Source organism: Mesorhizobium sp. WSM4807, assembly GCF_055811615.1.
The window spans coordinates 36,316-49,463 of record NZ_JBVVQY010000001.1; the positions used below are offsets into that span (position 1 = coordinate 36,316).

General features: G+C 62.1%; 13 protein-coding genes. 3 read left to right on the plus strand and 10 right to left on the minus strand.

Going from position 1 to position 13,148, the window contains the following annotated elements:
- Positions 1 to 126: 126 nt before the first annotated feature.
- The 6 genes from AC0L3N_RS00160 to AC0L3N_RS00185 form a co-directional block, all read right to left on the minus strand.
- On the minus strand, positions 127 to 921 hold the full coding sequence (locus AC0L3N_RS00160; protein WP_473544708.1) for an SDR family oxidoreductase: 795 nt from the start codon (positions 919 to 921) through the stop codon (positions 127 to 129).
- Positions 922 to 944: 23 nt separating this feature from the next.
- Positions 945 to 1,946 carry an inositol 2-dehydrogenase gene (gene iolG / locus AC0L3N_RS00165; RefSeq protein WP_473544710.1) on the minus strand — a complete coding sequence of 334 codons (1,002 nt, stop codon included), beginning with the start codon at positions 1,944 to 1,946 and terminating at the stop codon, positions 945 to 947.
- A 129-nt stretch (positions 1,947 to 2,075) separates the two neighbouring features.
- A complete protein-coding gene (locus AC0L3N_RS00170; RefSeq protein ID WP_473544712.1) occupies positions 2,076 to 2,843 on the minus strand; it encodes an ATP-binding cassette domain-containing protein in 768 nt (255 codons plus the stop codon).
- A 2-nt stretch (positions 2,844 to 2,845) separates the two neighbouring features.
- Positions 2,846 to 3,922, minus strand: coding sequence for an ABC transporter permease (locus tag AC0L3N_RS00175; protein WP_095494027.1), 1,077 nt, complete (start codon positions 3,920 to 3,922; stop codon positions 2,846 to 2,848).
- Positions 3,923 to 4,135: 213 nt separating this feature from the next.
- The gene (locus tag AC0L3N_RS00180) at positions 4,136 to 5,077 is read right to left on the minus strand and encodes a sugar ABC transporter substrate-binding protein (RefSeq protein WP_473544714.1); all 942 of its coding nucleotides are present in this window, start codon (positions 5,075 to 5,077) and stop codon (positions 4,136 to 4,138) included.
- A gap of 380 nt (positions 5,078 to 5,457) precedes the next feature.
- Positions 5,458 to 6,486, minus strand: coding sequence for a LacI family DNA-binding transcriptional regulator (locus AC0L3N_RS00185; protein ID WP_473544716.1), 1,029 nt, complete (start codon positions 6,484 to 6,486; stop codon positions 5,458 to 5,460).
- A gap of 171 nt (positions 6,487 to 6,657) precedes the next feature.
- On the opposite strand from AC0L3N_RS00185, the gene AC0L3N_RS00190 reads away from it, so the two are divergent.
- Genes AC0L3N_RS00190 through AC0L3N_RS00200 form a run of 3 tightly spaced genes read left to right on the plus strand, consistent with a single transcriptional unit; the run spans position 6,658 to position 9,368 of the window.
- Entirely contained in the window at positions 6,658 to 7,767 is a 1,110-nt protein-coding gene (locus AC0L3N_RS00190) for a fatty acid desaturase family protein (protein ID WP_473544718.1), read from the plus strand.
- A gap of 51 nt (positions 7,768 to 7,818) precedes the next feature.
- The gene (locus tag AC0L3N_RS00195) at positions 7,819 to 8,133 is read left to right on the plus strand and encodes a MocE family 2Fe-2S type ferredoxin (RefSeq protein WP_473544720.1); all 315 of its coding nucleotides are present in this window, start codon (positions 7,819 to 7,821) and stop codon (positions 8,131 to 8,133) included.
- 5 nt (positions 8,134 to 8,138) lie between these two features.
- Positions 8,139 to 9,368: an NAD(P)/FAD-dependent oxidoreductase gene (locus AC0L3N_RS00200; protein WP_473544722.1), complete on the plus strand. Its 1,230-nt coding sequence runs from the start codon at positions 8,139 to 8,141 to the stop codon at positions 9,366 to 9,368.
- A 40-nt stretch (positions 9,369 to 9,408) separates the two neighbouring features.
- Here AC0L3N_RS00200 and AC0L3N_RS00205 read toward each other — a convergent pair whose 3' ends face one another.
- The 4 genes from AC0L3N_RS00205 to AC0L3N_RS00220 form a co-directional block, all read right to left on the minus strand.
- A complete protein-coding gene (locus tag AC0L3N_RS00205; RefSeq protein ID WP_473544724.1) occupies positions 9,409 to 10,368 on the minus strand; it encodes a DUF1402 family protein in 960 nt (319 codons plus the stop codon).
- Positions 10,369 to 10,624: 256 nt separating this feature from the next.
- Positions 10,625 to 11,938: an ATP-dependent protease ATPase subunit HslU gene (gene hslU, locus AC0L3N_RS00210; RefSeq protein WP_473544726.1), complete on the minus strand. Its 1,314-nt coding sequence runs from the start codon at positions 11,936 to 11,938 to the stop codon at positions 10,625 to 10,627.
- 4 nt (positions 11,939 to 11,942) lie between these two features.
- The gene (locus tag AC0L3N_RS00215; protein ID WP_473544728.1) at positions 11,943 to 12,542 is read right to left on the minus strand and encodes a DUF2585 domain-containing protein; all 600 of its coding nucleotides are present in this window, start codon (positions 12,540 to 12,542) and stop codon (positions 11,943 to 11,945) included.
- 28 nt (positions 12,543 to 12,570) lie between these two features.
- Entirely contained in the window at positions 12,571 to 13,086 is a 516-nt protein-coding gene (locus AC0L3N_RS00220) for a GNAT family N-acetyltransferase (RefSeq protein WP_473544730.1), read from the minus strand.
- Between the last annotated feature and the right edge of the window lie 62 nt (positions 13,087 to 13,148).

The window sequence follows — 13,148 nt, forward strand, 5'->3', positions numbered from 1 at the left end:
GATGAACGCCTGCTACTGGCGCCACTTTCTCATTCCCATCGACGAGCCGAACGGCAACTTTCCACCCACAGCCGAAATTCAAACTGAGACACCACCCACGCGTGTGATGATGCCATTCCGTCGATGCTACTCCGGCCACGACCCTGCAATGTTCTGGTCGTAGTCGACCAGCGAGCCGGTCATGACGCCGGACTGCGAGCTGATCATATAGGTGATCAGCCGGGCAAGCTGCGCCGGCTTCACCAACTGGCCCATCGGCTGCGCGGCCTCTGCCTTTTCCAGCCAGTCGTCCGGCGCGTCGTGCCATTTCTTCTGCACGATCGCCTCGCCCTCGGTATCCATCCAGCCGGGCAGCACGGCGTTGCAGCGGATGCGATTGCTGCGGTAGGCATTGGCGACGTTCTTGGTCAGCGTCGCCAGTGCGCCCTTGCTCGACGAATAGGGCGCCAGGAACGACTGGCCACAATGCGCCGACATCGACAGCACATTGACGATCGAGCCGGGCGCCTTGCGGTCGAGCAGATGCGCCACCACACCCTGCATCAGGAAGAAGGGGCCGCGCACATTGGTCTGGAATATCTGGTCGAATGTTTCCTCGGAGGTCTCGACCAGTGAGCCGCGGGCCGAGGTGGCGGCAGCGTTGACCAGCGAATTGACGGTGCCGAAATGAGCGATCGCCGTTTCGACGACCCGCTTGCAGTCGGCCACCACTGAGACGTCGGCGCTGATGAAGATGGTGTCGACGCCGTTTTTCCCAAGTGCGGCGACCGCCTTGTCGCCCTTTTCCCTGGAACGGCCGACCAGCGCCAGGGCGCGGCAGCCCTCGTCGGCCAGCGTCTCGGCGACGGCGAAGCCGATGCCTTGCGCGCCGCCGGTGACGATGGCGCGTGTTTCGGAATTGCGACCGGCGGAACCGTTCATCGCCTTGCTCCTGTGCTTGATATTCAGATGGTCTTGTCGAGGCGAATGGTCTTGCCTTCCCTAGCCGATTTCAGCGCCGCGTCCGCCAACCTCAGCGCGACGAGCCCGTCCTTGCCGCTCGGCGCCGCCTTCTTGCCTGACGTCGCTGCCGCGATGAAGGCGGCGATCTCGTTGGCGTAGGCGTCGAGATAGCGGGTCATGAAGAAGTCGTGCAGCGGCGGGCGCGTATAGCCGTTTTCATTGGCCAGCTCGATCGACACCGGCCGCTGGTTCTCGGCCGCGACCATGCCTTTCGAGCCATGCACCTCGATGCGCTGGTCGTAGCCGTAAGTGGCGCGCCGCGAATTGGAGATGATGCACTGCTTGCCGGAGGCGGTTTCGAGGATGACGCTGACGCTGTCGAAATCGCCGGCCTCGCCGATCTTCTTGTCGACCAGCACCGAGGCATGGGCGCTGACCGCCACCGGCTCCTCGCCGAGCAGGAAGCGCGCCATATCGAAATCATGGATGGTCATGTCGCGGAAGATGCCGCCCGAGCGGCCGATATAGTCGAGCGGCGGCGGGCCGGGATCGCGCGACGTGATGGTCACCATCTCGACGGTGCCGATGGCGCCGTCGTCGATCGCCTTGCGCACGGCGGCGAAATGCGGATCGAAGCGGCGGTTGAATCCGACCATCAAAGTGGCGCCGGCCTTGTCGACCACGGCCAGGCATTCCTCCACTCTGCCGGCGTCGAGGTCGATCGGCTTCTCGCAGAAGATCGCCTTGCCGGCCTTGGCGAACCGCTCGATCAGATCGGCATGGGTGTCGGTCGGCGTGCAGATAATGACCGAATCGATATCCCCGGCTTTTTCGATGGCCTCGATGCTGCGTACTTCAGCACCATAGGCCGACGCCAGATCCGTCGCGGCCTTCTCGAAGGCATCGGCAACTGCGACCAGCCTGGCCTGCGGATTGGAGCCGACGGCACGGGCGTGGACCTTGCCGATGCGGCCGGCACCGAGAAGAGCGAAGCGGAGAGGCATGGGAATTCCTTTGAGGATGGTTCGAAATGGAAGTGTGTCTTTACTGCACCGTTCAGGGCGAGGCGCAGTAGATTTTATTATCGCGGCTGATCGGCGACGGGCCGATGACCCACCGCGCCGGCATCCGCCCTAGGCGGCAAGTTCGGCCTCCCCGGTCTTGGCGCCGGTGATGTATGAGACGACATCATTGCCGTCGGTGTCCTGCTTGCGCAGATTGGCGACTATGCGGCCGCGCCGGAACACGACGATGCGGTCGCAAAGGTCGAACACCTGGCGCATGTTGTGACTGATCAGGATCAGCGGCTCGCCATTGGCTTTCAGCGTGCGGACGATGTTTTCGACCTGCATCGTCTCCTGCACACCAAGTGCTGCCGTCGGCTCGTCCATGATGATGAGCTTGGACGCGAAAGTCGCGGTTCTGGCGATTGCCACGCACTGGCGCTGGCCGCCCGACATGTGGCGGATGGTGTTGGAAAGGTTGGGAATCTTGACCGCCGTGCGGATCAGCGCCGCCTCGGTCGCCTTGCGCATGAACTTGCGATCGAGGATCGAGAAAGGCCCGAGATTGAAAAGCACCTTTTCGCGGCCGAGAAACAGGTTCGACGGCACGTCGAGATCGTCGGCGAGCGCCAGGTTCTGGAACACCGTTTCGATGCCCGCCTCGCGCGCCGCGATCGGGCCCGCGAAGTTCACTTCCTTGCCGTCGAACCAGACCTTGCCGCTGGTACGCTGCTCGACGGCGGTGATCTGGCGCACGAAGGTCGATTTGCCGGCGCCATTGTCACCCATGATGGCGACATGCTCGCCCTTGCGCAGTTCGAAGTTCGCGCTTTCCAGCGCATGCACGCCGCCATAGTATTTGGTCAGGTTTTCGGTCTTCAGGACGATGTCTGACATGATCAAGCCCTCATTGCCCGCAGGCGCTGCCGCCACTGGTCGAGAACGACTGCGCCGATGATGATCACGCCCTTGACCATCTCTTGGTAATAGGCGTCGAGGCGCAGGAAGGTGAAGCCGGAGATGATGACGCCGAAGATCAGCGCACCGATCACCGTTCCGATGATCGAGCCGCGGCCGCCCGAAAGCGAGACGCCGCCGATGACCGCCATGGCGATCGCGTCCAGTTCGTACATCACGCCCATGCCGGCCTGAGCGGTGAGGTTCTTGGAGCTCAGCACCACGGCGGCCAGCGAGGCGAGGATACCGGCAATGACGAAGACGAGGATCTTGTGGTTCTGGACATTTATGCCGGACATGCGGGCGGCATCCTCGTTGGAGCCGATGGCATAACAGTGCTTCCCGTACCTGGTGTATGACAGGATCAGCTGGAACAGAATCGCCAGCGATATGAAGATGATGACCGGCATCAGCCCCTTGCCGATGGCGGCGAAACTTTCGGTGGGAAACGAGATCGGCTGCCCCTTGGACCACCATTTGGCGATGCCGCGTGCGGTGACCATCATGCCGAGCGTGGCGATGAAGGGCGGAATGCGGGTGTAGGCGATCAACGAGCCGTTGACCAGGCCCGCCAGCAGGCCGCAGCCGATCGCGACGAGCACCGGCACGATCACCGGCAGGTCGGTCCAGCCCTGCGCGAGGAACATCGCCTTGGGGTTAGGGTTGCCGTTGACCGTCGCCACCTGGGCGAAACTCATGGCGATCATCGCTGTGGCGCCGACGATCGAACCAGAGGAAAGGTCGATGCCGCCGGAAATGATGACCTGCGTCACGCCGATGGCGATGATGCCGACGATCGACACCTGCAGGATGATGATCTGCAGGCGCGCTTCGTTGAAGATCGTATCGACGTTGGCGCGGGTGTTGAAAAGGAAACTGTCGCCAAGAAAGACCCGGCCTATCAGCTCGAAGGCGCCGACAAGGATGATGAGCGCCAGGAAAACGTTGAATTCGGCAGGCCATGTGCGCTTCTTCGCATCATAGCTGAGTCCGCCGACGCCATGGGTTGTCTGTGCCAAATCTTGCTTCCTCCATCAGCCACAGTCGCCCTCCCGCCGCCTGTCTACGGCGATGAGGGGAAGGAGGAGCGGCGCTGTCCTTTGCTTTGAGCATCGGATTTCCCCAAAACCGGCTTCCACTTTTGGGTCCGATGCTCTTGTTTTTCGAACATCGGATTCTCAAACGGTCCGATGCTCTGACGCGCCGCTCCCTATCGAAAACGGTCCTCTGCCTCAGTTCTTCTGCAGGAACTTGTCGATGTTTGCCGGCGTGACCAGCTGGAAGGGGATGTAGACCTTCTGTTCAACCGCCTCGCCCTTGGAAAGCTTGAGCGCCGCGTCCAGCGCCCCGGCACCCTGGCCGGCCGCGTCCTGGAACACGGTCACGTCGAGATCGCCTGCCTGCATCGCGGAAAGCGCGTCCTGAGTGGCGTCCACGCCGCCGACGACAACCGACTTCATGTCGATGTTGGCAGCCTTCATAGCCTGGATGGCGCCGATGGCGCTTTCGTCATTGTTGGCGATCACGCCGTCGAACGGCGTGCCGGTCGACAGCCAGTTGGTCATCAGGTTCTGCGCTTCCTCGCGTTTCCAGTTCGACGTCTGCTTGTCGATGATCTTGATGAAGCTGCATTCCGGAGTGGCGATCACATCGTCGATGTCCTTGGTGCGCTGCACCGCGGCCTGGTTCGACAGCTCGCCCATGATCACATAGACATTGGCCTCGGTCTTGCCGGCTTCCTTGAACAGGCGGCAGGCTTCCTGGGTCTCGAGAGTGCCTGACTCAACCTCGTTCGAGGCGACGAAAGCCTGGTTGTCCGGCAGCGTGTCGACGTTGACCGGCTCGCGGTTGACATAGACCAGCGGAACGTTGGCCGCAGCCGCGGCGTCCGACATTGCCTGCGTGGCCGAGGTGTCGACCGGATTGACGATGATCGCGTCGACGCCCGAGGCGACGAAGTTCTTGATCTGGTCTAGCTGCTTGGCGACGTCGTTCTGCGCGTCCTCGACCTGCAGTTCCACGCCATCCATGCCCTTGGCCTGCTCGATCATGCCGTTGCGCAGCACGGTGAGAAAATTGTCGTCGAACAGCGCCATCGACACGCCGATCTTGGCGGCGAGGGCGGACGAACTCATCAGCGCCGAAAACACGACGCCCAAAAGCAGTTTCTTCATTTTAACTCTCCTCCACAGAATTGGTGTCCGGCTGCACCGATCTACCCGGAATCCCCGATCTCCCAGGGAACCTCTCCCGATTGCCATCTCCGTTCCCGATGGCGATTTCCGCGTTGACTGGAACGCCAATTCCTCTGCCTGAAACATACGTTCCGGAACGAAAGAACCAAAATGCCTAGTTGGTGAAATATTTATTCCATTCTGCGTGCGGGCGTCAAGGAGATTCCGAAATCGGATGACGGATTTTCGGATAACGCGGCTGAGGGCCGGCAAATCTTCTGCAAGAATCTATCAGCTTGATGGTTCACATCATTGCCGACGCATCATGGTGCCTGATCTGAACCTGGATCCCTGTCTGAGCCCAGACGTTTTGCCCGAACCTAGATGTTTTCCGGTAGATAGATATCGAAGGGCAGAAAGGTCTGGCCCGGCGCATTGGCAGCGCCTGCCTCGATGGCATGCGCCATCAGCCCGACAAGCTCGCGACATAGTGCTGCCAGCGGCGTCGAAATCACCATGGTCAGGATGTTGTCGGCGAGCGCCGCGCGCGACTCGGCGTTGATCTCGTTGCAGACCACCGGCATATTTACGGGCCTCGCTGCCCTGAGCGCCGAGACCGCGCCTTCCATGCCGCCGCCGGCGACGTAGCAGCCGGCAAGATCCGGGTACCGCGCCAGAAGATCGATCATCGCATCATGGGTCACCTGGTTGGCCTCCAGATTGACCAGCGTCTCCAGCACCGTGAATTCCGGCGCATGCTCGCGGAAGAATGATCTGAAGCCGATTTCGCGTAGCTCATGGCCATGGAAGCGATGGCTGCCGACAAAAAGGGCGACCTTGCCGGGTTTCCTCGCCGCCCTGGCGATCATCCAAGCCGCGGTGCGGCCAACCTTGCGGTTGTCGAGGCCGACATAGCCTTCGCGGATGCCGGCGGCAAAGTCGGATAGCAGGGAGAAGACGGGTTGCCCCCTTGCCTTCAGGGTCTCGACGGCTGCCGTCAGCGTCGGATGGTCCGGACCGACAAGGGCGACGGCCCTGGATTTCGCCGCCAGCTTGCGCATCTGGGCAGCGATCTCGTCAGGCGCCAGCGAACTGGCGAAGTCGATGGTTGCGACGCCGCGGAAGCGCTGCGATTGCGACACCGCCAGTTCGAGCTCCCGCGCGAAATCGCTGTAGAAAACATCATTGCCCCTCAGCAGCAGAAAGCCGAGCCGGTATTCGGGCAGTTCCTGGCGCATCCGCTGCTTGATCAGCCCGGCGGCGTGATAGCCGATATCGGTTGCCGCCTCATAGACACGGCGCGCGGTTTCCTCGCGCACCGGCAGGCGATTGTTCAGCACACGGTCGACGGTGGCGACGCTGACGCCGGAGGCGCGCGCCAGATCGGTGATTGTCGGCCGTTTTGCCATGGCTGTCTCTCCGCTTGCCAAAGTTTACATCATTCTGATGGGAAATGATAGAAACTATCTTTGTGATATTGAGCCTATCATGGCTTGGCGCTATTTCTAGCCTACGATGCTTACGACCGCGGCCCGGTCATTGGCCGGGGCGGATCGCAGGACGCTGGTGGAGGCACTCCGATGGACGCAACGATGGACGCAGCACCGTGCCGGCGAGACTACAGCCTGCTCGGCCGCGACGCGAAGCTTGCCGTCGAGACCGGGCTGACGGCGGCCGAATGGTATCATACCGACGTGCCCCGCAAGCAGATGAAGGAGCTGATGCAGCGCTCCGACGGGCCGGCGATCCGCGACACCATCATCTGGCTCGGCGCCCTGATCCTGAGCGGAGCGGGCGGTGCCTGGTTCTGGGGCACGTGGTGGTGCGTGCCGTTCTTCTTCGTCTATGGCGTTCTCTACGGCTCTTCCACCGATTCACGCTGGCACGAATGCGGTCACGGCACGGCGTTCAGGACGCAGTGGATGAACGACGTGATCTATCAGATCGCCTGCTTCATGATCATGCGCAACCCGGTGACCTGGCGCTGGAGCCATACGCGGCATCACACCGATACGATCATCGTCGGCCGCGATCCGGAGATCGCGGTGATGCGCCCACCGGACCTGTTGCGCGTCGTGCTCAACTTCTTCGGCATTGTTGATGCCTGGCATGCCATGGCCGACGTGGTTCGCAATGCGGCCGGCATCATCAGCCCGGCGGAAAAGACCTTCATTCCGGAGCAGGAGCAGCCAAAGGCGATCCGCATTGCCCGCATCTGGGCCGCGATCTATGCCGCGACGATCGCGCTGGCACTTTATAGCGGCTCGTTCCTGCCCTTGATGCTGGTCGGGCTGCCCAGTCTTTACGGCGCCTGGCATCACGTCATGACTGGCCTGCTGCAGCATGGCGGCCTCGCCGAAAATGTCATCGACCACCGCCTCAACAGCCGCACCGTCTACATGAACCCGATCAGCCGCTTCATCTACTGGAACATGAACTACCATGTTGAGCATCACATGTTCCCGATGGTGCCTTATCACGCGCTGCCGAGGCTGCATGAGCTGATCAAGCACGATCTGCCGGCGCCGACGCCGTCGATCCTGGCCGGCTATCGCGAGATGGTGCCTGCCTTCGTGCGCCAGCTGCGCAAAGAGGACTATTTCCTCAAGCGCGCGCTGCCGCCGACCGCGAAGCCCTATCGCGAGGAATTCCACAACGACAACGATGCTGTCTCGGCAGCAGCGGAATGACATGCGCCCGTGCCGGGCAAGTTGGCCAAGCAAAAACTGCCGGGAGGACTGATGAGCGACTGGGTCGAGGCCTGCGATGCCGAAGACATCGACGAAGAGGACGTGATGCGGTTCGACCATGGCGGCCGCACCTTCGCCGTCTATCGCAGTCCGGACGACGAATATTTCGCGACGGACGGTCTTTGCACGCATGAGAAGGTGCATCTGGCTGACGGGCTGGTGATGGACGACGTCATCGAATGCCCGAAGCACAATGGCCGCTTCAACTACAAGACCGGGGCGGCCAGGGGAGCGCCGGTCTGCGTCAATCTCAGGACATATCCGGTCAAGCTCGACGCCGGCAAAATCCTCATTCAGATCGGGTGACGGTGATGACGAAAGGGATGGTGATCATCGGTGCCGGCGAATGCGGCGGGCGGGCTGCCTTGGCGCTGCGCGATCTCGGCTATGATGGGCCGGTGACGCTGGTCGGCGACGAGCCGCATCTGCCCTACGAGCGGCCGCCGCTGTCGAAAGACGCGATGGTCGGCGATGCGCCCGCGATCAAGGCGATCGCCAGCGATGAGATCCTGGCCGAGAGGTCGATCCGGCATATCCATTCGGTCCAGGCGGTGGCGATCGACCGCGCGGCGCATCTCGTACACCTGTCGGACGGTTCGGTCCTGCCTTACGACAAGCTCTTGCTGGCGACTGGTTCGACACCGCGCAGGCTGCCATTGCCCGGCCTCGGCGCGCGCTGTGTCTATCTCCGGACCTTCAACGACGCGTTGGCCATTCGCGCCCATCTCAGCGCCGGAAACCGCATTGCCATAGTTGGCGGCGGCTTCATCGGCCTCGAGCTTGCCGCCGCGGCGCGCAGGCTGGGGGCCACGGTCACCGTCATCGAGGCGCAGCCGCGCATCCTGATGCGCGGCGTGCCGGCCGAGATCGCCAAAATCGTCCACGAGGCGCATGAAGCCGAAGGCGTGAAAATCCTGTGCGGCGACGGCATCGCGGCGATCGTCGACGACGGCGCCCAGATGCGCATCGCGCTTGCCGGCGGGCAGGAAATCGTCGCCGATCTGGCGGTGATCGGCATCGGCGCCGTGCCGGTGACCGGACTTGCCGCGGAAGCGGGGCTGACGATCGACAACGGCATAGCTGTCGATGCCGCGCTTCGCACCAGCGATCCGGACATCTTCGCCGCCGGCGATTGCTGCTCGTTTCCGCTTGCCGTCTATGGCGGCCGGCGCGTGCGGCTGGAAGCCTGGCGCAACGCGCAGGAGCAGGGCGCGCTTGCGGCCAGGAACATGCTTGGCGCCGGTGAGGCCCACGCGGCGGTGCCATGGTTCTGGTCGGATCAGTACGGCTTGACCTTGCAGATATCTGGGCTCTCGGACGAGGGCAGCAAGGTCGTGCGCCGCGATCTCGACGAGGGCGCCTTCATCCTGTTTCATCTGGCGCAGGATGGCAGGCTGGTCGCGGCGAGCGGCATCGGCCCAGGCAATTCGGTTGCCCGCGACATAAGGCTGGCCGAGATGCTGATCGCAAGAAGGGCAAAGCCGGCGCCTGAGGCGCTCGGTTCGCAAACGATCAAGCTGAAGTCGCTGCTGGCGGGATGAGTCCCGGGGCGGCTGTGGTCGTCAGCGTCGGATTTCACCACTAAAACAGCGCCTTCAGCTCCGGCAATTTGTCGTTGACCAGCCAGCCGTAGTAATTTTCCTCGGGCAGCTTCTCCGGTTCGCCCGCGTCGCGGCGCCTGTCGTTCTCGGCCTTCAGCGCATGGGCACGCTGTTCCGGATTGCCGACATTGTAGAGCGTCGATGTGATGCCGGGATTGCCCGATATGTCGAAGCCGGCAATGCTCTGGTAGGCATCGATCGATTTCCGGATCGTCGCTGCGACATAATCCAGTGTCAGGTCCGGATCCATGATGGTTTTGTAAACCGCGTTCGGATCGCCGACGTCGAGCTTCGGCAGGCCGGAAACCTGGTGCACGAGATCGCTCATCTGCAACGCGGTCAGCGGATTGAGCTGACCGAGGCCAAAAGTCTGGCCGGCATAATAGGGCTGGAAGAAGGTGGCGCCGAAGCGGTCGTCGGGGAAGCTCTCGCCGCTGACAGTCTTGCCGCGAAAGGACTGGTTCCACACCTGCTCGCGGCATTCCCAGAGCTCGTAACTATCCGATTTGCCGACGCATTCCTGGAATTGCGGCCGTTGCACGAAATCGGTGATGTCCTCGCCTTCATAGGCGAAGGCCAGCTTGCTCGACAGATACGAGATCGCCTTGACGTAGTAGGTCTGCAGCCGGTCGTAGGCGTCGACATTGTAGGTGTGCTCGCCGACGATGGCGCCGACGATATGCATCGGATCGATGCCATAGGTCGCTGCTGCCTGTTCGATCTTGCCGCGGAGACCGGCGTCGTGCTGCAGCAGCGCGTAGACCTTGCGGTATTTCGCCTGGAAGGTGGTGTTGGTGGCCTGGGTGCGCCGGCTGGAGGCGCCCGGTATATTGGGCTGCTCGGCATGACTGTTGCCCGGCGGCACCATCGTCGCCGCTTCGGCGGCGAACATGGCTGTCGCCAGCGTCAGCCCGAGAGTGACGAGGATCGTTTTTTTCATGCGCCGCCGCCTGCAACAGCGCATGACCCTCGGAATCGATTTTCGGGGGTCATGCGCAGAACCAACTGTTCAGCGCTCTTTGCACGTCCAACTGATGCGCGGCGCTGGTGTTGCCGGCAAACTAGGTAAAGCTGGAACGGGAGTCGAGGGCCCCTGCAACCGGCAAGACAAAAGCTGGCCAGATGCATCCATTTGGCCACACGTCTCGGAACTTGCCGGGTCGCCCAGCGCCATCTCTTGTAGAATGGATCGCCTGCTACAGGATAAATCGCGACAAATCCGTGTTTCTGGACAGATCGCCGACATGCTTTTGCACATAGGCGGCGTCGATGGTCACCGCCGTGCCGTGGCGGTCCGGCGCATCATAGGAGATCTCGTCCAGCACCCGTTCCATCACCGTCTGCAGCCGCCTGGCGCCGATGTTCTCGACGCTGGCGTTGAGATCGACGGCGATGCCGGCCAGCGAATCGATGGCGTCGTCGGTGAAGACGAGATCGACGCCCTCGGTCTTCATCAGCGCGATGTACTGCTTGATCAGGCTGGCCTCGGTCTCGGTCAGGATGCGGACGAAATCGTCCTTCTCCAGCGCACGCAGCTCGACGCGGATCGGCAGACGGCCCTGCAATTCGGGCAGCAGGTCGGATGGCTTGGCAACGTGGAACGCACCCGATGCGATGAACAGGATGTGATCCGTCTTCACCGGTCCGTATTTGGTGCCGACCGTGGTGCCTTCGACAAGCGGCAGCAGGTCGCGCTGCACGCCTTCGCGGGAAACACCGGCGCCCATGCCGCCTTCGCGCGAGGCGATTTTGTCAATCTCGTCGAGGAAGACGATGCCGTCGTTTTCGGTCGATTCGAGCGCCCTGCGCACCACCTCGTCCTGGTCGAGCAGCTTGTCGGACTCGTCGCCGACCAGCACCGCGTAGGATTCCTTCACCGTCGTTTTGCGCGTCTTGGTCTTCTGGCCGCCCATCGCTTTCGACAGCATGTCGTTGATGTTCAACACGCCGATATTGGCGCCCGGCATGCCGGGGATCTCGAAACCGGGCATGCCGCCAGTGCCGGTGTCGCTCACTTCGATCTCGATCTCCTTGTCGTCGAGTTCGCCGTCGCGCAGCTTCTTGCGGAAACTGTCGCGCGTGGCCGGGCTCGCCGTCTTGCCGACGAGCGCTTCCAGCACGCGTTCCTCGGCGTTGATATGGGCGCGCGCCTTGACGTCCTCGCGCATCTTCTCGCGCACCAGCCCGATGGCGATCTCGACCAGGTCGCGGATGATCTGTTCGACGTCGCGGCCGACGTAGCCGACCTCGGTGAACTTGGTCGCCTCGACCTTTACGAACGGCGCACCGGCAAGGCGTGCCAGGCGGCGCGAGATCTCGGTCTTGCCGACGCCGGTCGGGCCGATCATCAGGATGTTCTTCGGCATCACCTCTTCACGCATCTGGCCTTCGAGCTGCTGGCGGCGCCAGCGGTTGCGCAAGGCGATGGCCACGGCGCGCTTGGCGTCCTTCTGGCCGATGATGAAGCGATCGAGTTCCGAAACGATTTCGCGCGGCGAGAATGTGCTCATATTACTAAATTCCACTTTGCCACTGCCGGATGGACTCGAACGGATGCAGCAGCATGATCACGTTGAGTGTCAGATTGTCCCGGATGATGTAGCCGACACCGAATTCGAAGATGAGAGCGAGGGTCACGATCACCCATATAGGAAGCCTGCGCGCCATCACAAATCCCAGCACCATCGCCAGCGTATCCGCCACCGAATTGATGATGCTGTCGCCGTAGTAATCCAGGGAAATTGTGCCAGCGCGATAGCGCTCGATGATCAACGGGCTGTTCTCGAGAAGTTCCCAGCCGCCCTCTATGACGACCGCAAATGCCAGCCTGAGCCCGATCGGCGAGCGCGGGAACAGAGCCCACGCCAGCGCATAGAACAGGAAGCCGTGGATGAGGTGCGAGAATGTGTACCAGTCGGAAATATGCTGGGAATTCTCCGAACTCTGCACGATGCCGTGCCACAGCTTGACATAGCCGCATGTGCAGATCGGGGTTCGGCCCATGCCGTAAAGGACTCCGGCCTGGAATATGATCAGGCCGAGGACGAGCAGAAGTCCCATCCGCCAGCTGTCTTCATAGGCCGAGACGGGTTTGTCGGCGCCGGTTGTGCTCATGCTGTTACTGCCCCTCTTCGGCGTCGCCCTATTCGGCGTCACCTTCTTCTGCGTCGATTGCCATCAGCACGGCGTCGCCATATTCCGATTGCCTTCGATCGATAGCTCTGAAACCGGCCTTTTCATAGGCGCGGATCGCTCGTCCGTTGGATGGATCCGGGTCGATGATGACACGCGGCACCCCTTCTTCGAACAGCTGTTCGACGAACTGCCGGACAATTGCCGAGCCGTGGCCGCGTCCGACAAGATCAGGCCTGCCGATCGACAGATCGATGCCGAGCGTGCCGAACGGCTGGTCGCTGTAGGGATGGCCATCCTCGAGATGCGGGTCGTAGCTCTGCATGTACCCGATCGGCGAGCCGTCGAGCTCGATGATCAGCGGCTCAACGGAAATGCTGTCGATGTGTTCGCGGATCTGCGCGATCTCCGTCTCGGGATCGTCCCACCACTCCGCGACATGCGGCTCGGCCAGCCATGCCGCGATCATCGGCAGGTCCGCCTCCGTCACCGGCCGAAAATCATATCTATTTTCTTGTTTGGCCATGATCTCCTCCGAACCGAAGGTCAGCGAAGCAAAAACCGGTTTCCACTTTTCGGGATCATAGC

Excerpts from the sequence above, each read along its gene's own strand:
- AC0L3N_RS00160 (WP_473544708.1), bottom strand. The coding sequence starts at position 921 with ATGAACGGTTCCGCCGGTCGCAATTCCGAAACACGCGCCATCGTCACC.
- iolG (WP_473544710.1), bottom strand. The coding sequence starts at position 1,946 with ATGCCTCTCCGCTTCGCTCTTCTCGGTGCCGGCCGCATCGGCAAGGTC.
- AC0L3N_RS00170 (WP_473544712.1), bottom strand. The coding sequence starts at position 2,843 with ATGTCAGACATCGTCCTGAAGACCGAAAACCTGACCAAATACTATGGC.
- AC0L3N_RS00180 (WP_473544714.1), bottom strand. The coding sequence starts at position 5,077 with ATGAAGAAACTGCTTTTGGGCGTCGTGTTTTCGGCGCTGATGAGTTCG.
- AC0L3N_RS00185 (WP_473544716.1), bottom strand. The coding sequence starts at position 6,486 with ATGGCAAAACGGCCGACAATCACCGATCTGGCGCGCGCCTCCGGCGTC.
- AC0L3N_RS00190 (WP_473544718.1), top strand. The coding sequence starts at position 6,658 with ATGGACGCAACGATGGACGCAGCACCGTGCCGGCGAGACTACAGCCTG.
- AC0L3N_RS00195 (WP_473544720.1), top strand. The coding sequence starts at position 7,819 with ATGAGCGACTGGGTCGAGGCCTGCGATGCCGAAGACATCGACGAAGAG.
- AC0L3N_RS00200 (WP_473544722.1), top strand. The coding sequence starts at position 8,139 with ATGACGAAAGGGATGGTGATCATCGGTGCCGGCGAATGCGGCGGGCGG.
- AC0L3N_RS00205 (WP_473544724.1), bottom strand. The coding sequence starts at position 10,368 with ATGAAAAAAACGATCCTCGTCACTCTCGGGCTGACGCTGGCGACAGCC.
- hslU (WP_473544726.1), bottom strand. The coding sequence starts at position 11,938 with ATGAGCACATTCTCGCCGCGCGAAATCGTTTCGGAACTCGATCGCTTC.
- AC0L3N_RS00215 (WP_473544728.1), bottom strand. The coding sequence starts at position 12,542 with ATGAGCACAACCGGCGCCGACAAACCCGTCTCGGCCTATGAAGACAGC.
- AC0L3N_RS00220 (WP_473544730.1), bottom strand. The coding sequence starts at position 13,086 with ATGGCCAAACAAGAAAATAGATATGATTTTCGGCCGGTGACGGAGGCG.